Source organism: Methylobacterium sp. J-077 (assembly GCF_022829365.1).
In the GTDB taxonomy this organism is placed as follows: Bacteria; Pseudomonadota; Alphaproteobacteria; order Rhizobiales; family Beijerinckiaceae; genus Methylobacterium.
The window spans coordinates 92,438-112,573 of the sequence record NZ_JAKSYJ010000236.1 but is presented as its reverse complement, the minus strand read 5'-3'; the positions used below and the strand labels follow the sequence as shown (position 1 = coordinate 112,573).

Annotated in this window: 21 protein-coding genes; 14 read left to right on the top strand and 7 right to left on the bottom strand. The window is 70.2% G+C overall.

Annotated elements, in window-relative coordinates; translation table 11 throughout:
* Positions 1-290: 290 nt before the first annotated feature.
* Genes MKL11_RS30245 through MKL11_RS30215 form a run of 7 tightly spaced genes read left to right on the top strand, consistent with a single transcriptional unit; the run spans position 291 to position 7,101 of the window.
* Positions 291-812 (top strand): acyltransferase, encoded by a 522-nt coding sequence (locus MKL11_RS30245; RefSeq protein WP_243950818.1) that lies wholly within the window; start codon positions 291-293, stop codon positions 810-812.
* A gap of 14 nt (positions 813-826) precedes the next feature.
* A complete protein-coding gene (locus tag MKL11_RS30240) occupies positions 827-1,855 on the top strand; it encodes a Gfo/Idh/MocA family protein (RefSeq protein ID WP_243950553.1) in 1,029 nt (342 codons plus the stop codon).
* Entirely contained in the window at positions 1,852-2,967 is a 1,116-nt protein-coding gene (locus tag MKL11_RS30235) for a DegT/DnrJ/EryC1/StrS family aminotransferase (RefSeq protein WP_243950551.1), read from the top strand. The genes MKL11_RS30240 and MKL11_RS30235 overlap by 4 nt, the downstream gene beginning before the upstream one ends.
* Positions 2,951-3,982, top strand: coding sequence for an SDR family NAD(P)-dependent oxidoreductase (locus MKL11_RS30230; RefSeq protein ID WP_243950549.1), 1,032 nt, complete (start codon positions 2,951-2,953; stop codon positions 3,980-3,982). The genes MKL11_RS30235 and MKL11_RS30230 overlap by 17 nt, the downstream gene beginning before the upstream one ends.
* A complete protein-coding gene (locus MKL11_RS30225; RefSeq protein WP_243950547.1) occupies positions 3,979-5,115 on the top strand; it encodes a DegT/DnrJ/EryC1/StrS family aminotransferase in 1,137 nt (378 codons plus the stop codon). The genes MKL11_RS30230 and MKL11_RS30225 overlap by 4 nt, the downstream gene beginning before the upstream one ends.
* Positions 5,116-5,126: 11 nt before the next feature.
* Positions 5,127-5,963, top strand: a complete 837-nt coding sequence (locus tag MKL11_RS30220; RefSeq protein WP_243950545.1) for a polysaccharide deacetylase family protein — start codon at positions 5,127-5,129, stop codon at positions 5,961-5,963.
* Positions 5,964-6,018: 55 nt separating this feature from the next.
* On the top strand, positions 6,019-7,101 hold the full coding sequence (locus MKL11_RS30215) for a glycosyltransferase family 2 protein (protein ID WP_243950543.1): 1,083 nt from the start codon (positions 6,019-6,021) through the stop codon (positions 7,099-7,101).
* A 25-nt stretch (positions 7,102-7,126) separates the two neighbouring features.
* Here MKL11_RS30215 and MKL11_RS30210 read toward each other — a convergent pair whose 3' ends face one another.
* From MKL11_RS30210 to MKL11_RS30200, 3 genes are read right to left on the bottom strand one after another with little or no spacing between them, the layout of a single operon-like run.
* Positions 7,127-8,095 (bottom strand): glycosyltransferase family 2 protein, encoded by a 969-nt coding sequence (locus MKL11_RS30210; protein WP_243950541.1) that lies wholly within the window; start codon positions 8,093-8,095, stop codon positions 7,127-7,129.
* A 25-nt stretch (positions 8,096-8,120) separates the two neighbouring features.
* On the bottom strand, positions 8,121-9,359 hold the full coding sequence (locus tag MKL11_RS30205) for an ABC transporter ATP-binding protein (RefSeq protein ID WP_243950539.1): 1,239 nt from the start codon (positions 9,357-9,359) through the stop codon (positions 8,121-8,123).
* Complete coding sequence (locus tag MKL11_RS30200; protein WP_243950536.1) at positions 9,359-10,177, bottom strand: ABC transporter permease; 819 nt, start codon at positions 10,175-10,177, stop codon at positions 9,359-9,361. The genes MKL11_RS30205 and MKL11_RS30200 overlap by 1 nt, the downstream gene beginning before the upstream one ends.
* Before the next feature lie 434 nt (positions 10,178-10,611).
* Here MKL11_RS30200 and MKL11_RS30195 point away from each other — a divergent pair, with 434 nt between their 5' ends.
* From MKL11_RS30195 to MKL11_RS30180, 4 genes are all read left to right on the top strand, one after another.
* Entirely contained in the window at positions 10,612-11,691 is a 1,080-nt protein-coding gene (locus tag MKL11_RS30195) for a glycosyltransferase family 2 protein (protein ID WP_243950534.1), read from the top strand.
* Between the two features lie 229 nt (positions 11,692-11,920).
* A complete protein-coding gene (gene gpmI / locus MKL11_RS30190) occupies positions 11,921-13,420 on the top strand; it encodes a 2,3-bisphosphoglycerate-independent phosphoglycerate mutase (protein WP_243950816.1) in 1,500 nt (499 codons plus the stop codon).
* Positions 13,421-13,562: 142 nt separating this feature from the next.
* A complete protein-coding gene (locus MKL11_RS30185; protein ID WP_243950532.1) occupies positions 13,563-14,978 on the top strand; it encodes a lipopolysaccharide biosynthesis protein in 1,416 nt (471 codons plus the stop codon).
* Positions 14,979-14,988: 10 nt separating this feature from the next.
* A complete protein-coding gene (locus MKL11_RS30180; protein ID WP_243950529.1) occupies positions 14,989-16,152 on the top strand; it encodes a GNAT family N-acetyltransferase in 1,164 nt (387 codons plus the stop codon).
* Here MKL11_RS30180 and MKL11_RS30175 read toward each other — a convergent pair.
* Positions 16,124-16,480: a hypothetical protein gene (locus MKL11_RS30175; RefSeq protein ID WP_243950527.1), complete on the bottom strand. Its 357-nt coding sequence runs from the start codon at positions 16,478-16,480 to the stop codon at positions 16,124-16,126. The genes MKL11_RS30180 and MKL11_RS30175 overlap by 29 nt on opposite strands.
* Positions 16,481-16,487: 7 nt before the next feature.
* Positions 16,488-16,715 carry a hypothetical protein gene (locus MKL11_RS30170; protein ID WP_058191603.1) on the bottom strand — a complete coding sequence of 76 codons (228 nt, stop codon included), beginning with the start codon at positions 16,713-16,715 and terminating at the stop codon, positions 16,488-16,490.
* Between the two features lie 166 nt (positions 16,716-16,881).
* Between MKL11_RS30170 and MKL11_RS30165 the strand changes: the two genes are divergently transcribed.
* On the top strand, positions 16,882-17,151 hold the full coding sequence (locus MKL11_RS30165) for a hypothetical protein (RefSeq protein ID WP_243950525.1): 270 nt from the start codon (positions 16,882-16,884) through the stop codon (positions 17,149-17,151).
* A 44-nt stretch (positions 17,152-17,195) separates the two neighbouring features.
* Here the strand turns inward: MKL11_RS30165 and MKL11_RS30160 are convergent, their stop codons facing one another.
* The gene (locus MKL11_RS30160) at positions 17,196-17,675 is read right to left on the bottom strand and encodes a tRNA (cytidine(34)-2'-O)-methyltransferase (RefSeq protein WP_243950524.1); all 480 of its coding nucleotides are present in this window, start codon (positions 17,673-17,675) and stop codon (positions 17,196-17,198) included.
* A 60-nt stretch (positions 17,676-17,735) separates the two neighbouring features.
* Entirely contained in the window at positions 17,736-18,362 is a 627-nt protein-coding gene (locus MKL11_RS30155; protein WP_243950522.1) for a LysE family translocator, read from the bottom strand.
* A gap of 183 nt (positions 18,363-18,545) precedes the next feature.
* On the opposite strand from MKL11_RS30155, the gene MKL11_RS30150 reads away from it, so the two are divergent.
* The gene (locus MKL11_RS30150; protein WP_243950520.1) at positions 18,546-19,523 is read left to right on the top strand and encodes a LysR family transcriptional regulator; all 978 of its coding nucleotides are present in this window, start codon (positions 18,546-18,548) and stop codon (positions 19,521-19,523) included.
* An 83-nt stretch (positions 19,524-19,606) separates the two neighbouring features.
* Entirely contained in the window at positions 19,607-20,110 is a 504-nt protein-coding gene (locus MKL11_RS30145; protein ID WP_243950519.1) for a PRC-barrel domain-containing protein, read from the top strand.
* Positions 20,111-20,136 lie beyond the last annotated feature (26 nt).

The window sequence follows — 20,136 nt, the reverse complement described above, 5'->3', positions numbered from 1 at the left end:
CGTGCCGGACGGGACCAGGTCTTCAACGCGTCGTCCCTTCATGCTCGGGCGCAGGTCATCCCGCATGATGCGCGGCGGCCCAGCTCGCCGGGACTCGTCCAAAAGGAGGCCGGCGGCGCGCTCCGGCGCCCCTTGATGCGCCTTTCGAGGTAGCCCCCCGGGGGTCGGAGCGTCCCGGGCGAGGGCGGTTCGCCTTTCGGGGGAGTCCTGGTATCGAAAGCCTGGGTACCGTTCGTCTACGGCTCCGCGCAGTTTTGCCGCACAGAAGTTCGGCGGAAGGAACTGCGGGGATGCCGATTACAGATGCGGATATTGAGCAAGATGTGGGTATATTTTACCCGGATCTCGTCAATATTTACGGGTGTGAAATAAAGACCGGATCGCGCATCGGCCCGTTCGTCGAGATCCAGCGCAACAGCACCATCGGCCCCCGCTGCAAGATTTCCTCGCACACCTTCATCTGCGAAGGCGTGTCGATCGGCGCGGAAGTCTTCGTCGGGCACGGCGTGGTCTTCACCAACGAGCGCTACCCCGAGGCGACGAACGAAGACGGCAGCCTGAAGCGCGACGGCGACTGGGAGCTCGTCGAGACCTTCGTCGGCGACCGCGCCTCGATCGGCTCCAACGCCACCATCGTGGCCGGCCTCACCATCGGGGAAGGCGCCCTGGTCGGCGCCGGCGCGGTCGTGACCCGCGACGTCCCGCCCTACGCCATCGTGGCCGGATGCCCCGCCCGGGTCATCGGCGATACGCGCCAGAAGCGCGCGCGATCCCGCCGGCCGTCCGCGGCCAAGCCTCTGCAGATCGCTTGAGGGGAACCACGCACATGATCGCCATCGGAATCGTCGGCTACGGCTATTGGGGGCCCAATCTGGCCCGCTGCACGTCGGAGACCGAGCAGTGCTGGCTCGCGGCCATCGCCGACCAGTCGCCCGCGGCGCTGGCCCGGGCGGGCAAGCGCTACCCCGCCGCGGAGCTTCACCAGGATTGGCGCGACCTCATCGCCGATCCGAAGATCGACGCCGTCATGGTCGCGACCCCGGTGAGCTCGCATTTCGAGATCGCCATCAACGCGCTTCGGGCCGGCAAGCACGTCTTCATCGAGAAGCCGATCACGTCCTCGGCCACCGAGGCCCGGCTGCTGATCGCGGAGGCGGCCAAGCGCAACCTGACCCTGATGGTCGATCATACCTTCGTCTACACGGGCGCGGTCGAGAAGATCAACGAACTGATCCAGGGCGGCGCGCTCGGCGAGGTCTTTTACTACGACTCGACCCGGGTGAATCTCGGCCTGTTCCAGCGCGACGTGAACGTGATCTGGGATCTCGCGGTCCATGATCTCGCGATCCTCGATCACGTGCTGGACCTCGCCCCGGTGGCGATCTCGGCGAGCGGCACCGGCCATTTCAGCGGCCGCCCCGAGAACATGGCTCACATGACGATCTTCTACCCGCGCGGCGTCGTCGCGCAGATCAACGTCAACTGGCTGGCGCCCGTGAAGGTCCGGCAGACGCTGATCGGCGGTAGCAAGAAGATGATCGTGTACAACGACTTGGACCCGATCGAGAAGGTCAAGGTCTATGATCGCGGCGTCACCGTCGGCGACGGCTCCGGGGACATCACCGAGCTGATGGTGTCGTACCGGACCGGGGACATGTGGTCGCCGCACCTCTCCTTCCGCGAGGCGCTGGTCGTCGAGATCGAGCACTTCGTCGACTGCATCGCCACCGGCAAGGCGCCGAAGACCGACGGCCACAGCGGCTTGCGCGTGGTCGAGATGCTCGAGGCCGCGATGCGCTCCCTGCGCCAGAACGGCCACCCGATCGACCTCATGCCACTTGCGAGGGCCTCGTGATCCCGTTTCTCGACCTCAAGGCGCAGTACGCAGCCATCGGCGGCGACGTCGAGACCGCGGTCCTCAATGTCCTGCGCAGCGGCGACTTCGTCCTCGGACCGGCGGTCACGGCCTTCGAGGCGGCTTTCGCCGAGGCCTGCGGCGCCAAGCACGCGGTGGCCGTCAGCAGCGGCACCGCGGCGCTCCATCTGGCGCTGCTGGCGCTCGATATCGGCCTGGGCGACGAGGTGATCACGGTCTCGGCGACCTTCGTGGCCACCGTCGCGGCGGTGCTCTACGCCGGCGCGACGCCCGTGCTCGTCGACATCGACCCGGTGAACTGGACCATGGATCCGGCCCTGGTCGAGGCGGCGATCACGCCCCGCACCAAGGCGATCCTGCCGGTGCACCTGCACGGGCGGATGGCGGATCTCGACGCGCTCGGCGCCATCGCCCGGCGCCATGGCCTCGCCCTGGTGGAGGACGCCGCCCAGGCGCATCTGGCCGAGCGCGGCGGCCGGAAGGCCGGCACGATCGGGGATATCGGCTGCTTCAGCTTCTACCCCGGCAAGAATCTCGGCGCCTACGGCGAGGGCGGTGCCATCGTCACCGACCGGGACGACGTCGCCGAGGCGGCGCGGTGCCTGCGGGACTGGGGCCAGCAGGGCAAGTACAACCACGTCCGGCACGGCTTCAACCTGCGCATGGATGGGGTCCAGGGCGCGGTCCTCGGCACCAAGCTCCCCTACCTGGAAGGCTGGACCCGGGCCCGGCAGGCGGTGGCGGCCGAGTACGGCGCGCGGCTCGCGGGCCTCGGCCTCGACCTGCCCGGCCCGGCCGGACGCGACCACGCCTTCCACGTCTACGCGGTCAGCACCCCCGACCGCGAGGGCCTGCGCCAGCACCTGACCGAGGCCGGTGTCGCGACCGGCATCCACTACCCCGTCCCGGTCCATCGGCAACCCGCCTACCGCCATCTCGACGACGGAACCGGCCGCCTGCCGGTCACCGAGCGCCTGGCCGCCCGGACCCTGTCCCTGCCGATGTTCCCGGAACTGACGACCAGCCAGATCGACAGCGTCTGCCGGGCCGTCTCCAGCTACTGCGAGGTTGCCGATGCAAAAGCTGCGTGATGTCAGCAAGGGAAGCCGCTTCGGCGGCGACCTGCGCGGGACCCGGATCCTCGTCACCGGCGGCTCCGGATTCATCGGCTCCCACATCATCGACCTCTTGGTCGAGGCCGGCTGCGACGAGATCGTGGCGGTCGACAACATGGTCCGCGGGCGCCCCGAGAACCTGAAGCACGCCCTCGGCTCGGGCCGTGTCCGGCTGGTGCAAGGCGACATCCGCGACCGGGCCCTGATGGACAGCCTAGTCAAGGGCACCGACGTGGTATTCCACCAGGCGGCCCTGCGGATCACGCAATGCGCCGCCGAGCCGCGCCAGGCCTTCGAGGTGATGGCGACCGCGACCTTCGACCTGCTGGAGCGCTGCGTCGAGGCCGGCGTCGCCAAGGTGGTGATGGCCTCCTCGGCCTCGGTCTACGGCATGGCCGAGAGCTTCCCGACCACGGAGAAGAATCACCCCTACGACAACCGCACCCTCTACGGGGCGGCGAAATCCTTCGGCGAGGGCCTGCTGCGCTCGTTCAACGACATGTACGGCTTGGACTACGTCGCTCTGCGCTACTTCAACGCCTACGGGCCGCGCATGGATCTGACCGGCCGCTATACCGAGGTGATGGTGCGTTGGATGCAGCGCCTAGCCGAGGGCCAGTCCCCGATCGTGTTCGGCGACGGCCTGCAGACCATGGACCTCGTCCATGTCCGCGACATCGCCCGGGCCAACGTCCTGTCGGCCACGGCGCCTGCAACCGACGTGGTGCTCAATGTCGGCACCGGCGTGGAGACCTCCCTGGTCGATCTCGCCGGCCATCTCACACGGATCATGGGCCGGGATGGCACCCCGCTCCTCCACGAGGCCGAGCGCGCCGTGAACCCGGTGCCCCGGCGCCTGTGTGACACCAGCCTCGCCCGGGAGCTGATCGGCTTCGAGGCCGAGATCGGGGCGGCCGAGGGCCTCGCCGACCTGGTGGCCTGGTGGAGCGACGAGGCCGGCTCGGATCACCTCAGGCGGGCGCTCGCATGATCCCGATTGCCAAACCCGATGTCGGCGAGCCGGAGGCGGAGGCCGCCGCCGCCGTGGTCCGCTCCGGCTGGCTGACCCAGGGGCCGCAGGTCGCGGCCTTCGAGGCGGAATTCGCCGCGCTCGTCGGCGCCCCCCATGCCTGCGCGGTCTCGAACTGCACCACGGCACTGCATCTCGCGCTGCTGGCCGCCGGGGTCGGACCCGGCGACGAGGTGGTGACGGTGAGCCACAGCTTCATCGCCACTGCCAACGCCATCGCCCAGTGCGGGGCGACGCCGGTCTTCGTCGACATCGACCCGGCGACCTTCAACATGGCCCCGGAGGCCGCCGCCGCGGCGGTCACCGAGCGGACGAAGGCGATCGTCTGCGTCCACCAAATGGGCATGCCCTGCGATCTCGAAGCCATCGTGGCGATCGGGCGCCGCTCCGGCATCCCGGTGATCGAGGATGCGGCCTGCGCGATCGGCTCCGAGTGGCTCCGGGGCGATGTCTGGCGGCCGATCGGCGGCCCCGCCGGCGACATCGCCTGCTTCTCGTTCCACCCGCGCAAGGTCCTGACCACCGGCGACGGCGGCATGATCACCACGGCCAATCCCGATTGGGACCGCAAATTCAGGCTGTGGCGCCAGCACGGGATGAGCGTGTCCGACGTGGCGCGCCACGGCAGCGCCCGGGTGGTCGCCGAGGAATACACCGTTGCCGGCTACAATTACCGGATGACCGACGTGCAGGCCGCCATCGGCCGCGCGCAGCTGACCCGGCTGCCCGGCCTGATCGCCCGGCGGCGCGCCCTGGCCGACGGCTACCGGGCGCGGCTCGCCGATTTGCCCGAGGTGACGCCGCCCCCGGAGCCGATCGGCTCGCGCAGCAACTGGCAGAGCTTCTGCGTCCGCCTGCCAGAGGCGACCGATCAGGGCGCCGTGATGCAGGCGATGCTCGACATGGGGCTCGCCACCCGCCGGGGCATCATGTGCGCCCATCTGGAGCCGCCCTACGCCGAGGCGCCCCGGCGCTTCGGCCTGCCGGAATCGGAGCGAGCGCGCGACCACGCAATCCTGCTGCCGCTCTACGCGGCCATGGACGACGCCATGCAGGACCAAGTCGTCGCCGGCCTGCGCGCCGCCCTGCGATGATGCCGAACGCGATGGATTCGTCCCTCTCCCTCGGTCGCGGACACGGCTTTGCCGGCGTCACAGTCCTGCGGCGCCTCGCCCGCGCCTGCGGGGTGAATCGCCAGCGCGTGAACGCCGTGCGGATCGCCTGCGAGCGCAAGGCGCTCGCGGTCGGCGGCCGGCGTCACGCGCGGACCGGCGGACGGATCCTCTGCTACCACTCGTTCGGGCAGCCCGAATGCGGGATCAACGATGTCGATCCGAACCGCTTCGCGCGGCAGATCGATCAGGCCCTGCGTCTCGGCTACCGGTTCGTCCCCGCCGCCGAGATCGCCCGGGGCGGCGGGGCTCGCACCGACCTCGCCATCACCTTCGACGACGGGTTCAAGTCCGTCCTGACCCGGGCCTTCCCGGTCCTGTTGGAGCGGGGCATTCCGTGGTCGTTCTTCGTGGTTCCGCTCTGGTGCGACGAGGCCACGCGGGACGGCACCGACCAGATCCTGAACTGGCGCGATATCGAGCGGCTCGTCGCCTCCGGTGCCGATCTCGGCAGCCATTCGATGACGCATCCGGATTTCGGCCGTCTCGACGAGACCGCCGCGATGGCCGAGCTGGGGGAATCCCGTCGGCTGATCCAGGCACGGCTCGGGGTCGCACCCGACAGCTTCGCGATCCCGTTCGGACAGGCGCGGAACTGGACGGCGTTTTCGGGCCGCGCTGCCTCGGCGGCCGGCTACGGCACGGTCTACGCCCAGGCCGAGAAGACCCGGCCCCGGGGCACCGTCGCGCGGACCTTCGTCACGCAGTTCGACGACGCGCTGGTGTTCCGCGCCTTGCTGGACGGTGCCTTCGACGCCTGGGAGGAGTGAGGCGCCGCGGCGTCCGCTTCGGGAAGCATGCTCGCTGGATCGGGAGAACCACGCCATGCCCGGCGTCGACGTCGTCATTCCCTGCTACAACTACGGACATTATCTCGACCATTGCGTCGCGACGGTCACCGGCCAGCGGGATGTCGCGATCCGCATCCTCATCGTCGATGACCATTCGCCGGACGACACGCCGACAGTGGCGAAGCGCCTCGCGGCCGCCGATCCGCGCATCCAGTACACGCGCAACCCGCGCAATCTCGGGCTGGTCGGCAGCATCAACCGCGGCGTGATGGACTGGGCGAGCGCGGATTACACCCTCGTCCTCTCCGCCGACGACGCGCTGACGCCGGGCGCGCTCGCCCGGGCGGTCGCGGTCATGGAGCGCCATCCCGAGGTGGGGATGACCTACGGCCTCGCGGTCGTGTTCGGCGAGCGCAACGACGAGTTCGCGGTCGGCGACACCACGATCTTCGACTACGCGACCTTCTCCGGCGCTCAATACATCGAGGATTTCTGCCGGAGGAAGAACGGTGTCGCCTCGCCGACCGCGCTCGTGCGGACCCGCGTGCAGAAGGATGTCGGCGGCTACGACGCGCAATTCCCCCATACCTGCGACGTCGAGATGTGGATGCGCATCGCCACCCGGTACGACATCGCGGCGATCGAGGCGCCGCAGGCCTATTACCGCTGGCACGGCGGCAACATGTCGTCGGCCTATATCGACCGGCCGCTGAGCGATTTGCGCGAGCAGCTGGAGACCTGCGAGCACCTCCAGCGGACGGCCGGCGCGCATCTGCCGAGCTTTGCTGGCTGGGTCGCGGACATGCGGACGCGCTTCGCCCGGGAGGCCTGCTGGCTCGCCGGGCTCGCCTGCGAGAACGGGAACGCGGCGGCGATGCGGCACTGCCTCGCCTTCGCGACCGCGATCGAGCCCGCGATCCGGACGAGCAAGCCCTGGTGGGGCTGCCAGGCGCGGCGCGCCCTGGCGGCTCTGAATCGCCTGCGTGGTCGGGCCGGCACACGCCTGGGCCGGCGGCCGTTCACGCCGTTCGTGCACGGCAGCCTGTTCGGGCGCTGGCCTGGACGCGAGGCCGGGGCGGACCGGTCGCGGCCGTTCGAGCCGGCAGCCTCACGCTGACGCGTGACCGGCCGCCGGCGCGGCGTCAGAGGGAAGGCGGCGCCGAGAGCGTCGCCCGGCCGGACCGGCGCAGGAGCTGCAGGACGGTCCTTCTCAGGGGCCGGTCCGCGACGACATGGACCAGAGAGCGCACCGGGAACACGCCGAACATCGCGCGGATCGCCCCCCACGCGCCGGACCGGTCGCCATTGAGCGCCCGCGTCGCGGCGGCGGTCTCGAAATAGCTGAAGAAGTGCCAGAGCATCATCGACTGGGCGCGGTAGAAGTCGCCCGGTGACCGCCACACCCGCCATTCCGGGATCGCGTGCCGGTAGAAGACCTTCCGGTCGTAGCGCACGCGCATGCGCTGGAGCGCGTCGAAGCTGCCCTGGGGCCGCGTCCGCACGAAGGTGCCCAGGACGTGGACGTGACCGAGGCGGCGCCGGCGCGCGAAGCGAAGCAGCCAGTCGAGGTCCTGGCCGGCGATCAGCGCCTCGTCGAAGGTGCCGTACCCGGCCAGCGCGTTCCGGCGCACCAGCACCGTCCCGATCTGCGGGAACAGGCCGCTCAGCATCGCGCGCAGCAACGGGACGGCCCCCGCCGGCGGCTCGGCCGGCCACGGATCGCCGATCACCCGCCGATCGGTATCTGTGTAGATCGCCTGGCTGATCAGGGCGTCCCATTCGGGATGGCTGTCGAGCGCGGCGATCAGGGGCGCGATGTGCCCCGGCCGCCAGATGTCGTCGTCGTCGAGGAAGGCCACGAACTCACCGGTGGCGGCCGCGAGCCCGACATTGCGCGCTGCCCCGGCCCCCAGCCGGTCGGCCGGCAGGTAGCGCGCCCCGAACCGCGACGCGACCGCCCGGGTTTCCGGGTCCGTGCCGTTGTCGCCGACCAGGATCTCGAACGTCATCTCCGGGCCCTCCAGGGCCCGGATGCTCGCGAGCGCGTCCTCGAGGAGGCGCGGCCGGTCCGCGGTCGGGACGACGACGGAGACGCGGCGCGGCTGAGGCATCGACGGCTTGCTCATGGGTCCAACCCTATTGCGTGCCGCCGCTGGCCACGTCCGCCGACCAGGTGCCGGGCATGTGGAAGACGCCGAACACGTCGGGGGCGAAGACCGGGTGCTCGATGTGGAAGCGGGCGCCGACCTTTGCGGCGAGCAGACGCTCGAAGCCCCGCTGCCGGACCACCACCGAGACCGTGTAGGTGTCGGCGCTCAGGGTCAGCGGCGGCGTCAGCAGCTCGATCGTGCCATCGCCCGACAGGGTCTGCAGCTTGGCGCGGTCCGTCATCGTGCTGAAGTTGCAGCAGAGCAGCTCGTCCGACCGCGTGATCGAGAACAGGACATGCGGGTCGGTGATCGGCTCCCCGGCGGTGTAGCGCGCGGTAATCCGCATCCGCTCGCCGTGCCGGAACAGCGTCTTCGGCGCCCCGGATTCGTCGGCGACCATGACCTCCCGGATCTCCACCGGATGGTGTCCGCCCTCCGGCCGGAACCAGGGGGCGTCGGCCAGGTAGCTGTCCCGCTCGTAATGGTGCAGGCCCTCGTCGGTGGGACCGTCGAAGGCGACGCGGCCGTTCTTGATGTAGATGACCCGCTCGCACATGGTCTTCACGCTGAACATGTTGTGCGAGACGAGCAGGATCGTCGAACCCTTGGTCTGGAGGCGCCGGGCGAAGTCGATGCACTTCTTCTGGAAGGTGTAGTCGCCGACCGCCAGGACCTCGTCGAGGAGCAGGATGTCGGGCTCGAGATGGGCGGCGACCGAGAAGGCCAGCCGGACATACATGCCGCTGGAATAGCGCTTCACCGGCATGTCGATGAAGTCGCCGATCTCCGAGAACTCGACGATCGCGTCGAACTTCTCCGCGATCTCGTGGCGGTGCATGCCGAGGATCGAACCGTAGAGGAAGATGTTCTCGCGGCCCGTGAGCTCCCGGTGGAAGCCGGTGCCGACTTCGAGCAGGGCGCCGACCCGGCCGACCAGCTTGATGCTGCCGGTGGTCGGGGCGGCGATCCGCGAGATCAGCTTGAGCAGGGTGCTCTTGCCCGCCCCGTTCATCCCGATGATGCCGACATTCTCGCCGTGCTTGATGCCGAAGCTGACATCCTTGAGCGCCCAGAACCCCTCCTTGGACGGGCGGCCCTCGGACTTTCGGGTCAGCAGACCCCGCGCGCCCGCGATGAGCGCCTCGCGCAGGGAGTTCTCGTGCGTGGCCCGCGGGGCGCGCCAGTATTGCTTGCCGATATCTTGTACGCTGATCGCCATCGACATCAGATTATATCCGCGAAAGAGCGCTCCATGCGCTGGAAAAAGATCAGTCCGGTGATCAACAGCAGGGACGCGACCGTGACCGAGACCGCGAGTGCGAACAGGTCGGGGCCGGTTCCGCCGAGGATCGCGAACCGGAATGCCTCGATCAGCCCGACCATCGGGTTGAGCGCGTAGAGCCAGCGCACCGAGTCGGGGACGATGCTCGCCGCGTAGACGATGGGCGAGGCGTACATCCAGATCTGGATGAGGAACGGCAGGGTGTGCTTGACGTCCCGGAAGCGGACGTTGACCGGCCCGAGCCAGAGGCTCACCCCGAGGGCCAGCATCGCCGTGACGGCGAGCGTCGGGATCGCGAAGACAATGTGCCAGCTCGGCACCACCCCGTACCAGAGCATCAGCACCAGCAGCACCCCGAGGGCGATGGCGAAGTCGACCATCGGCGACACCACGGTCGCGAGCGGGATCACGAGGCGCGGGAAGTAGATCTTGCGGATGAGCTCCGCCTCGGTGACGAGGCCGGTGGCGCTCCGGCGCACCGACTCGGCGAAGTAGGTCCACAGGATGATGGCGCTGCCGGCAAACAATGCGTAGGGCGCCCCGTCGGTGGGGATCTTGGCGAAATGGCCGAAGATGACGGTGAAGATCGCCACCGTGAACAGCGGCTGGGCGATGGCCCAGCAGGCGCCCAGGGCGGTCTGGCGATAGAGCACCTTCAGGTCGCGCAGGATCAGGACCCACAACAACCCCCGATACTGCCAGACGCTCGCGGCATCGAAGGCGACGAGCTTATGATCCGGAACAATCTCGGTGACCGGCATCGCGGTCGGTTCTGATCTCGGCCCGGCAAGGCCGTGTTTCGGCGCATCGAGCGCAAGCGCGTCCAAAGAGTCCATCATTCGAGGCGATCCCGCACGACGATCGGTGCTTGCGGGATCCGCTTGCGGCATCAGGCTGCCGGATCAGAGATCCCGTTGAACTGGGCTATCACCGCGGTCGGCCGGCACGAATTACACCTTTCGTCGTACCGAGCCTCCCGACTGAAGAGGTGGTTGTCGTTAACCACCGTATTGATTGCTTATGAGGACAGAAGAGACCCCGGGCGCGGGACATCGTCTCTGTCGAGACCGGCTCGGCCGGCCCGGACAATCGTGTCGGGCGTACGAGCCGTCCTTACCGAGGCGCTGGGATTCCTCCGGAACGGGGCCACCGCGGGTCCGGCGAAAGATCGGGCTCGGGTCTCAGGAGAACCGCCATGAAGGACGCTTCGGTCGATGGCTCGGACGGTGCGGGGATCCCGCTCGTGACGATCGCCATGCCGGCCTTGAACGAGGCCCACCACATCGCCGAGGCGATCCGCTCGGTGATGCCGGCCTCAGAGTCGTTCGCCTGCGAATTGCTGGTGATGGACGGCGGCAGCAGCGACGCCACCTGCGCCATCGTCCGAGCGCTGAGCGCCGAGGACCCGCGGATCCAGTTGATCCACAACGCCCGGCGCATCCAGGCTTCGGGCCTCAACCTCGCGGCACGCCTCGCACATCCGGGCTCTCCTTATCTCGTGCGCGCCGATTGCCACGCCGCCTATCCCGAGCACTGGGTGCGGGACCTGGTTCAGGCGATGCGCCTGCGGGAGGCGGTCTCGGTCGTCGTGCCCCTGCGGACCATCGGGGTGACGCCGCTGCAGCGGGCCATCGCGGCCGCCCAGAACAGCCGGCTCGGCAATGGCGGGTCGGCGCACCGCCTGGGCGGGATCTCGGGCTACGTTTCCCACGGCCACCACGCCATCTTCGACCGGCGCGAGTTTCTGCGGGTCGGCGGCTACGACGAGAGCTTCTCGCACAACGAGGATGCCGAGCTCGACCGCCGGTTCTGCGCGGCCGGCGGCCGGATCTATCTCGCGGCCGATCTGGCGGTGACCTACTTCCCCCGCGCGACCCTGTTCAGCCTGACGCGGCAATACTTCCTGTACGGCCGCGGCTGCGCCCGGACCCTGGAGAAGCATGCCAGCCTGCCGCGGATGCGCCAGATGCTGCCGCCCCTGGTCCTGCTCTACGGCCTCATTGCGCTGGCGCTCGTCACGGTGGCGCCGATGCTGCTGCTCCTGCTGGCGGTCTACGCAGGCGGCTGCGGGCTGAGCGGCCTCGCCCTGGCGCTGAAGGCGCGGGAGCCGGTGCTGGTCATGAGCGGCCCGGCGGCGATCGCCATGCACCTGTCCTGGGCGGTCGGCTTCCTGTCGCATCGGGGCTATCGCCGGACGCTGCTGCGGACCGCCCTGCGCCGGAAACCGCCCCTGCTGGGCGTCCCGTCCGGATCGGACCCGGCGAGCGTCAATTGACAGGACTTCTGACGGAGCTTGCGTGATCGGACCCGCCGATCCGGTGTCAGAACCCGGACGCCGTTCCGCATCCGTCGCCGATTCCGATCCAGGGCTGTAGTCTCGCGCGGCCAAGCCGATTATCGACACGCGCATGTTTCCGGGCGTCAGGGACCCCGGAGTGCCGCATGCGCCGCGTGCGAAGGCTTGGAGTGTTGTGACCGTGCCCGACAGGACCCCGCGCCCCGTGATGCTCGTGATCCTCGACGGCTGGGGACTCCGGGACGCGGTCGCCGACAACGCCGTCCTCCAGGCGCGGACCGCGGTCTTCGACGCGCTGATGGTAGAGCGTCCCCGGGCGCGCCTGCAGACCTACGGGCCTGATGTCGGCCTGCCCGAGGGGCAGATGGGTAATTCCGAGGTCGGACACCTGAATATCGGTGCCGGCCGGGTGGTCATGCAGGACCTGCCGCGGATCGATACCGCGGTCGCGGACGGCTCGCTCGCCACGAACCCGGCCCTCGTCCGGTTCATCGACGCGCTGCGGGCGAGCGGCGGGACCTGCCACCTCGTCGGCCTGCTGTCGTCCGGTGGCGTCCACGCCCACCAGGACCACGCGGTGGCGCTGGCCCAGGTGCTGGTCGAGGCAGGCGTGCCGGTTCGCCTCCACGCCTTCACGGACGGACGGGACATGCCGCCGCGCTCCGCCGCCGGCTGCATCGAGACCGTGGAGGCCGCGCTCCCCGAGGGCGCGCGCATCGCCACCTTGTGCGGCCGCTACTACGCGATGGACCGCGACCGGCGCTGGGAGCGGGTCTCGATCGCCTACGACGCGATGATTGCGGCGCACGGCGCCCGATTCGCGAGCGCCATGGAGGCGATCGCCGCCTCCTATGTGGTCGACCTGTCGGACGAGTTCCTGCGGCCGGCGATCATCGGCGACTATGCCGGCATGAAGGACGGCGACGGCGTGCTGAGCTTCAATTTCCGCGCGGACCGGACCCGGCAGATCCTGGAGGCCCTGCTCGATCCGGACTTCGCGGGCTTCGCGCGGGCCCGGACGGTCCGGTTCGCCGCCGCCCTCGGGATCGTCCAGTACAGCGTCGAGATCGACGCCTTCGCCGACACCCTGTTCGGCCCCCTCGACCTGCCGAACGGCCTCGGCGAGACCGTGGCCCGGGCCGGGCGCAGCCAGCTGCGCATGGCCGAGACCGAGAAATATCCCCACGTCACCTATTTCATGAACGGCGGCCGCGAGGCGCCGTTCGAGGGCCAGGACGCGATCCTGGTGCCGTCGCCCAAGGTGGCGACCTATGATCTGCAGCCGGAGATGTCGGCCGCGGAACTGACCGACCGCGCCGTGGCGGCGATCGGCTCCGGCCGCTACGACATGATCCTGCTCAACTTCGCCAACCCCGACATGGTCGGCCATACCGGCAGCCTCGCCGCCGCCGTGAAGGCGGTGGAGACGGTCGATGCTTGCCTCGGCCGGGTGGTCGACGCGATCACGGCGAGCGGGGGCGCGCTGCTCGTGACTGCCGACCACGGCAATTGCGAGATGATGCGCGACCCGGAGACCGGCGAGCCGCACACCGCCCACACGCTCAACCCGGTTCCGGTGACGCTGGTAGGCGTCGACGGCGTGACGCTCGCCGACGGCCGCTTGGCCGACGTCGCGCCGACCCTCCTCGACCTGATGGGCCTCGACCAGCCGGCCGAGATGACCGGCAAATCGCTGATCCGGCGCTGAGCGGGCGCGCCATCGCCCGCAGAATGCGGGATCTGTGCAACGTCGTTTCGAGGCATCCGGAAAAAGACGATGCTCTAACGTTTGCGCCGGCATAAGGGTCGTCGCCGAAGCGGCGACCGTTATGGCGCATGATGCGTAGGACATGATTGCCCGGCACAGCCTGATCTATGTCGGCTCGCGCGGCTTCGCCGCCGCCCTGAACATGGCCTCCGTGGCGGTGTTCACCCGGCTCGCCCCGGTGGCGAGCTACGGCACCTATCTCTACGTCCTGTCCTGGGCGCTGGTGCTCTACGGGGCCACCTGCCAGTGGCCGAAATTCGCGTTCTTCGCCCTCTACGACGAGGCCCGCGAGCCGGCTCAGGTCGGCACCGTGGTGCGGATCCTGGCCGGCACGCTGCTGCTCGCCGGCCTCGGCAGCGCGCTCGCGGCCGGGCTCGGGCTGGTCTCGTCCCCCATGGCGGCGGCGATCCTGGCGCTCGCCTTCGGCACGACGCTGTTCGAGGGCTCCACCGAGATCGCCCGCACGCGCCTGAAGGCCGGGGCGGTGGCGGCCTCGGTGATGAGCCGGGCCGTGCTGATCCTCGGGCTGGGCAGCCTGGCGCTGCACCTGTCGGCCGATCCGCTGCACCTCGCGTTTGCCGTGGCCGCCGCCAACGCCCTGGCGGCGCTGCCGGCGGCGATCACCATCGCCCCGATGATGCCCGGCCGCGGCAGCCGGGCCGAGGCTTTGCGGCTGTTCGCCTATGGCTGGCCGCTGGTGCTGTCCTTCGGGACGGCGGCGTTGGCCCAGAGCCTCGACCGCCTGATCATCGCCAAGACCGTGGGGCCCGCGGGGCTCGGCGCCTACGGGGCGCTCGCCGACTTCCTGAAGCAGAGCTTCATCGTGTTCGGCGAGGCGATCGCCCTGTCGCTGATCTCCATCGCCAAGCGTGAGGCGCGGCTCGGCGGCATCGCGGCCGCCTCCGGGGTGCTGAGCGACGCCGCCCGGGCCATGACCCTGATCGCCGCCTTCGGGGCGGTGTTCTTCCTGTGCTTCGACGACCTCGTGGTCGCGGTGCTGCTCGGGCCGGATTACCGCGCGGAGGCGCGCGAACTCGCCCCGGTTCTGATCCTGGCCAGCATCCTGATGATGTTCCGGGCCTATTATTTCGGGCAGGTGATCTACTTCACCCGCACCAGCCGGCTGGAGGCCTGGGCGGCCTTCGCCACCCTGGCGGCCGTGGCCGTGCTCTCCCTGCTGCTGATCCCGCGGTTCGGCGCCGCCGGGGCGGCCCTCGCCTTCGCGGGCGGGCAGGCTTCGGCCTGCCTGGTGCTGGTGCTGGGCGCCTACCGGGCCGGCACCACGATGCCGCTGCCCCTCACCGACATGGTCGGGATCGCCGCCGCCGCCCTGGTCTGCGGCGCGGTGACCGCCGGGATCGGCTTGGTGCCGGGGGGCCTGATGCCCCCCGGACAGGTCCTGCGGTTGGTCCTGCTGGTGGCCGGGGCGGGGGCGACCGCGTGGCACTACGACGTGCTCGGTTTCGCCGGGGCGATCCGCCACCGGCTGGCGGCCTGACGGGCCCGCCATGCCGGACGCCGTGACCCTCCCCAATGGCCTGACGGCGGCGGTTCGGCCCCTCGACCCGGATGCCGCCTGGATCCCGGCCTGGCGGGTGCTCGGCGCGCAGTCCCTGATCCGCAACCCGTTCTACGAGGCCGGCTACGCGCTGGCGGCCCAAAAGGCCTTCGGCGTGGGCGTGCGCCTCTTGCTCGTCGCCGACCGGCCCCCCGAGGTGCGGGGCGCGCGGCTCCTCGCGGCCTGGCCGTTCCGGCTGTCCTGGCGCCGCTGGGGCCTGCCGCTGCCTTTGCTGATGGGCTGGACCCACGGCTACGGCCCGTTCGGGGCGCCGCTCCTCGACGGCGCCGACCCGGAGGCGGCGCTGGCCGCCCTGCTCGCCGCGCCTCGGGCGCTCGGCCTGCCGCCGCGGCTGTTCCTGCCGAACGCGCCCGCGGACGGGTCCTTTGCCGACCTGCTGGCCGCGCACGGGGTGCGGCAGGCGGCCTGCTGGCCGCACGAGCGCGGTCTGCTCGACGTGACCGGCCGATCTGTGCAGGCGCGGAAGACCTATCTCGACCATCTCTCCGGCAAGCGACGGCGCAAGCTGCGCCTCGCTCGCCAGCGCCTGGAGGCCGTGGGACCGGTCGCCCTCGAGATCCTGGACGCGCCGGCGGCCCTCGACGGCGCCCTGGACGACCACGTCGCCCTGGAGGCGGCGGGCTGGAAGGGCCGGGCCGGCACCGGCCTGGGGCAGCGGCCCGGCGAGGTGGCGTTCCTGCGCGCCGTCCTGGCCGATCTCGGAGCCGAGGGGCGCGTGCGCGTCGCCCGGTTGCGCCGGGACGACCGGATCCTGGCCTCCGCGATCCTGCCGCTCACCGGTCCCGAGGCCTGGGTGCTCAAGATCGCCCACGACGAGGCCGACCCGGAGGCCGCCCCCGGGGTGCAGCTCGTCCACCGCCTGACCGAGGCGGTGCTGGCCGGGCGAGATCTGGACCGGATCGATCGGATCGATTCCTGCGCCCCCCCGGATTTCGCCCTCGGCTCCACCTTCTGGACGGAACGGCGCCCCATCGCCCACCTGCTGATCGAGGCCGGGCGCGACCCGCTGTTTCCGCTGGCCAGCACCCTGGAGCGCGCCCGCGAGCGCGTGGCACGGGCACGTCTCACCAGCCGAAGCGGGCGATCTGCGTGAGCCGCGCCTGCGTCGCCGCCTCGTCCCGGCCGAAGCGGGCGATCCGCTCGGACAGGGCGTAGCAGGTCGCGCAGAACGGCAGCTGGATCACCGGAATGCCCTCGCTCCGCGCCCGGCCGACCGAGGCGATCAGGCAGGGGACGACGGGTTCGTCCGCGGGCGTGCCGAGGCAGTCGGCCCGCGGGCTTCCGAACACCGGACGATTGGGCCAGGTCAATTGGAGCGTCGTGCCGCCGCGCCGGTCCGGGGCGGGCGCCAGGGTGTAGCTGCGCAGGAACAGGCCGCAACTCAGCAGGACGAGCCCGGGCAGGATCAGGGCGGCGCGCATCGACCCCTCAATCCGCCGCGTCGAAGCGGCTGCGAAAGAACACCTCGCGGCCGGCGCCGTCGATCACCCGCACGGCCTGGGCCGGTTCGCCAGAGCGCTGTGGAACCCGGGCACGGGCGAACAGGCGCAGGGCCCGCTCCTGGGCGGTCTCCAGGCTGCCGACGCGCACCGAGATCCGCGTCTGGACCTCGTCCGCCTCGGGGCCGAGGACTTCGATATGGAAGGTCTCGCGCAACGGCACCTGCCTGATCTCACATATGCCCGCCTCGGGAACCGCCCGGTTCGGCGCGGGCTGAACCCGTCTCGAGAGACGACCTTGGAGCCAAGTCCAATTGCAACGCGATCGCGGGCGGCTCTAAGAGGGGCGCCCCCGACATAGGGGAGATTGTTCGAGGAGTCCCGTGGACCCGCTGAAGGCCTCCGCCGCGACTGCCGTCTGCCTCGTCCTGTTCTGGCTGGCCTTCCGGCTGACCCGGCGCCTCGTCGATATGGCGATTGCCGGCGGCTATGCCGAGGAGCGCCGGAGGCTGGCGGAGGAGGAGGCTCAGGCCGCCTCGGACGCCGTGCCGCAGGTCTCGGCCCTCCGCGCCACTGCGGCGAGCCTGGGGGCGAACGACGACCCGCCGGCGGCCTCCGCAATCGGCATCGTGCAGGGCGCGCCCGCGAAATAGCGGTGATCAAGCCCCGTAGCCGGCGACCGTGCAGACCCGTCCCATCAAGCTGGCTCGGCGCGATCCGCGACAAAGCGACCGGTCTGCCGCAGGGCCTCACCGGCGATCATCGCGGCCGCGACCGCGACGTTGAGCGAGCGCAGGCCGGGCCGGATCGGCACCACCACCCGGGCATCGGCCGCCGCGTGGACGGCATCGGGAACGCCGGCCGATTCGCGCCCGACCATCACGCAATCGTCCGGGCGGAACGCGAACTCCGAGTGGGGCAGGGCGCCCGCCGTGGTGGCCAGCACCAGCCGCAGGCCGGCCTCGGCCCGCCACGCCTCGAAGGCCAAAAACGAGCGGTGCCGGGTGATCGCCACATGGTCGAGATAATCGAGCCCCGAGCGGCGCAGGTGCCGGTCCGAGACGTCGAAGCCCGCCGGCTCCACGATCTCGACCGCGAGCCCGAGGCAGGCGGCCATCCGCAGCATCGTGCCGGTGTTCTGGGGGATGTCGGGTTGGTAGAGGACGAGGCGGAGCATGGGGCCAGGCTTTTGATCGGCCGGCGCCCCGCCGTCAAAGCGTCGCGCTCCCGATCCCGGCTACGGCTTACCGCCCGGCGGGTTGATGGATAGGAGCATCGTCCCGAACAGCGTGAGGATGAGGCCGATCACGCGGTTGAACGGGATCTGACGGCGCAGGACATAGTCGCGCACGCCCGGCTTCGAGAGGTACGACGAGACCAGAGCGAACCACGCCAGGTGGGACAGCGATATGAACAGGCCCCAGGCGATCTGCCGTTGCAGCGGGGCGTCCGGGCCCAAAGCCTGGCTGTAGATGCTGATCACGAAGATCGAGGTCTTGGGGTTGAGTCCGTTCGTGAGCAGGCCGGTGACGACGCCCCGTGCGCTGAAGGCGGTGGGCGGTCCGGCCGCGTCCGGTTCGGCCGCCGGGCGGCGCAGGACCATCGAGACGCCCATGAAGATCAGGTACGCGGCACCCAGGATCCTGATGAGGCCGAAGGCGTGGGGGATCGTGCGCTCGATGAGCGCGAGCCCGACGATCGCGTAGGCGACGTGAAACCAGCATGCGATCGCGATCCCCGTGCTGACGGCAAAACCCGCCTGCCGGCCGTAGAGGCAGCTGTTGCGCGACACCATGGCGAAATCGGCGCCGGGACTCAGTACGGCCAGCCAGACGACGGGGACGATCAGAGCGGCCTGCTCCATCGCTGGTTCCTAAGGCTCGCGGACCCGGCCGCGCGTCGTCGCCGACGCGCCGGGCCGCGGTGTCGCTCGTGTCGGACTAGGCCCGCGGGTTTCGGGGCGCCGCGGCCCAGCGCATGGAAGCACAGGCCTCGGCCCAAAAAAATCGAGTTGCTCTCACCGGGATGCGTGAGGAAAACTCACCGGATGAACGCCCGGGACCCCATTCGCGAACGCCTGCCGCAGCTCGGCGCGCTGCGGGTCTTCGAATCGGCCGCCCGACACGGGAGCCTGACCCGGGCCGCGGAGGAGCTTCACGTCACCCACGGCGCCGTCAGCAAGCAGATCAGGAGCCTCGAAGCGGATCTCGGCGAGGCGCTGTTCGTCCGCCGCAACCGGGGGGTATTCCTGACGGAGCGCGGGCGCGCGCTCGCCGCCCGGCTCCAGAGCATCTTCGGCGATCTGCACGATGCGCTTGCCGATTTCCGCAGCAGAGGATTGGCGCAGCCCCTCGTCGTATCCTGCGAGCCGACCCTGTGCCTGAAGTTCCTGATTCCGAGCCTCGGCGAGTTCGTGCAGGCCACCGGGATCGAAGTGCGAGTGCTGGCGGCCGGCGGCCGCATCGATGTCCGGCGGGACCATGTCGATCTGGCCATTCGCCGGAACGACTTTGCGATCGACGGCGCGCACCATGCCCGGGTGCTCTGCGACGAGGCGATGGGGCCGGTCTGCGCCCCCGATGCGCTTGCCCGGTTCGAGGCCGAGACGGGGCGGTTCCGGCTTCCAGCGCTCCATACGCGCAGCCGGCCCGACAGCTGGGCGACCTGGAAACGCCTGAACCGCCCGGTGATCGCCTGCACCGCGGACAGGACCTACGAGCATTTCTACCTGGCGATCGAGGCGGCTCTCGCCGGGCAGGGGGTTGTGCTCGCATCGATCCATATGGTTGGGCGGGATGTGGCCGCCGGTCGCCTGTGCAGTCCTCGCGGCTTCTGGCCGGACGGGACCCAGTACGTCGCCCTCTCGGCACATCCGATCGAGCAGGATGAGCGGGCGAGCCGCTTCGTGGACTGGCTCTCCGCGCGGATGAACGCGACCCTGGCGGCTGCGATGCCGTCGCTCGCCGAGACCCAGGCCGCGGTCGCTCAGCCGGCAAAGGGGCGAGCAATCCACGGCGCGCGGTGAAAATCGGCGGAACTTACGCTGCGCCAAAGGTTTAAGGCGGCGCCACCTAAGTTCGCGGCCCTCCGTCCGAAAGTCCTGACCCGATGCGCATCCCGCTCCTCGCCTCGGCCCTCCTGCTGGCCGGCCTCGCAACCGCCGGGGCGCAGACTGCCAGCCCGGCTCCGAATGCCGGCGCGCCCGCCGCACCGATCGCCGGTCAGCCGGCCACCATGGCCGACAACCTGCGCCCGACCTTCGTAGCCCAGACCCCGGACGACATGGTCGCCAGCAAGCTGATCGGCGCCAACGTCACCAACGCGGCCAACGACACGATCGGCCAGATCGCCGACTTCGTCCTGGACCAGAAGGGCAGCGTGAAGGCCTGGGTCATCGGCGTCGGCGGCTTCCTGGGAATCGGCTCCAAATACGTGGCGGTCGACCCGTCGGTGATGAAGCTCGACCGGACCGACGACAAGACGCTCCAGGCCCGCATCGACACCACCAAGGATCAGCTGAAGGCTGCGCCGGAATATATCTACCTCGGCAAGGAGCCGCCGAAGGGCGCCGCGGCCGCTCCGCCTGCCGGGGAACCCGCCGCCAAGCCCTGACGCCGCAGCCGCGGCGGCTCGGCTTG

What these genes read in the sequence shown, in the direction of transcription:
- MKL11_RS30145 (WP_243950519.1), top strand. Translation starts at nt 19,607, where the DNA reads ATGCGCATCCCGCTCCTCGCCTCGGCCCTCCTGCTGGCCGGCCTCGCA.
- MKL11_RS30185 (WP_243950532.1), top strand. Translation starts at nt 13,563, where the DNA reads ATGATTGCCCGGCACAGCCTGATCTATGTCGGCTCGCGCGGCTTCGCC.
- MKL11_RS30195 (WP_243950534.1), top strand. Translation starts at nt 10,612, where the DNA reads ATGAAGGACGCTTCGGTCGATGGCTCGGACGGTGCGGGGATCCCGCTC.
- MKL11_RS30160 (WP_243950524.1), bottom strand. Translation starts at nt 17,675, where the DNA reads ATGCTCCGCCTCGTCCTCTACCAACCCGACATCCCCCAGAACACCGGC.
- MKL11_RS30230 (WP_243950549.1), top strand. Translation starts at nt 2,951, where the DNA reads ATGCAAAAGCTGCGTGATGTCAGCAAGGGAAGCCGCTTCGGCGGCGAC.
- MKL11_RS30215 (WP_243950543.1), top strand. Translation starts at nt 6,019, where the DNA reads ATGCCCGGCGTCGACGTCGTCATTCCCTGCTACAACTACGGACATTAT.
- MKL11_RS30205 (WP_243950539.1), bottom strand. Translation starts at nt 9,359, where the DNA reads ATGTCGATGGCGATCAGCGTACAAGATATCGGCAAGCAATACTGGCGC.
- MKL11_RS30155 (WP_243950522.1), bottom strand. Translation starts at nt 18,362, where the DNA reads ATGGAGCAGGCCGCTCTGATCGTCCCCGTCGTCTGGCTGGCCGTACTG.
- MKL11_RS30175 (WP_243950527.1), bottom strand. Translation starts at nt 16,480, where the DNA reads ATGCGCGCCGCCCTGATCCTGCCCGGGCTCGTCCTGCTGAGTTGCGGC.
- MKL11_RS30245 (WP_243950818.1), top strand. Translation starts at nt 291, where the DNA reads ATGCCGATTACAGATGCGGATATTGAGCAAGATGTGGGTATATTTTAC.
- MKL11_RS30150 (WP_243950520.1), top strand. Translation starts at nt 18,546, where the DNA reads ATGAACGCCCGGGACCCCATTCGCGAACGCCTGCCGCAGCTCGGCGCG.
- MKL11_RS30200 (WP_243950536.1), bottom strand. Translation starts at nt 10,177, where the DNA reads ATGCCGGTCACCGAGATTGTTCCGGATCATAAGCTCGTCGCCTTCGAT.
- MKL11_RS30180 (WP_243950529.1), top strand. Translation starts at nt 14,989, where the DNA reads ATGCCGGACGCCGTGACCCTCCCCAATGGCCTGACGGCGGCGGTTCGG.
- MKL11_RS30240 (WP_243950553.1), top strand. Translation starts at nt 827, where the DNA reads ATGATCGCCATCGGAATCGTCGGCTACGGCTATTGGGGGCCCAATCTG.
- MKL11_RS30210 (WP_243950541.1), bottom strand. Translation starts at nt 8,095, where the DNA reads ATGCCTCAGCCGCGCCGCGTCTCCGTCGTCGTCCCGACCGCGGACCGG.
- gpmI (WP_243950816.1), top strand. Translation starts at nt 11,921, where the DNA reads ATGCTCGTGATCCTCGACGGCTGGGGACTCCGGGACGCGGTCGCCGAC.
- MKL11_RS30225 (WP_243950547.1), top strand. Translation starts at nt 3,979, where the DNA reads ATGATCCCGATTGCCAAACCCGATGTCGGCGAGCCGGAGGCGGAGGCC.
- MKL11_RS30220 (WP_243950545.1), top strand. Translation starts at nt 5,127, where the DNA reads ATGGATTCGTCCCTCTCCCTCGGTCGCGGACACGGCTTTGCCGGCGTC.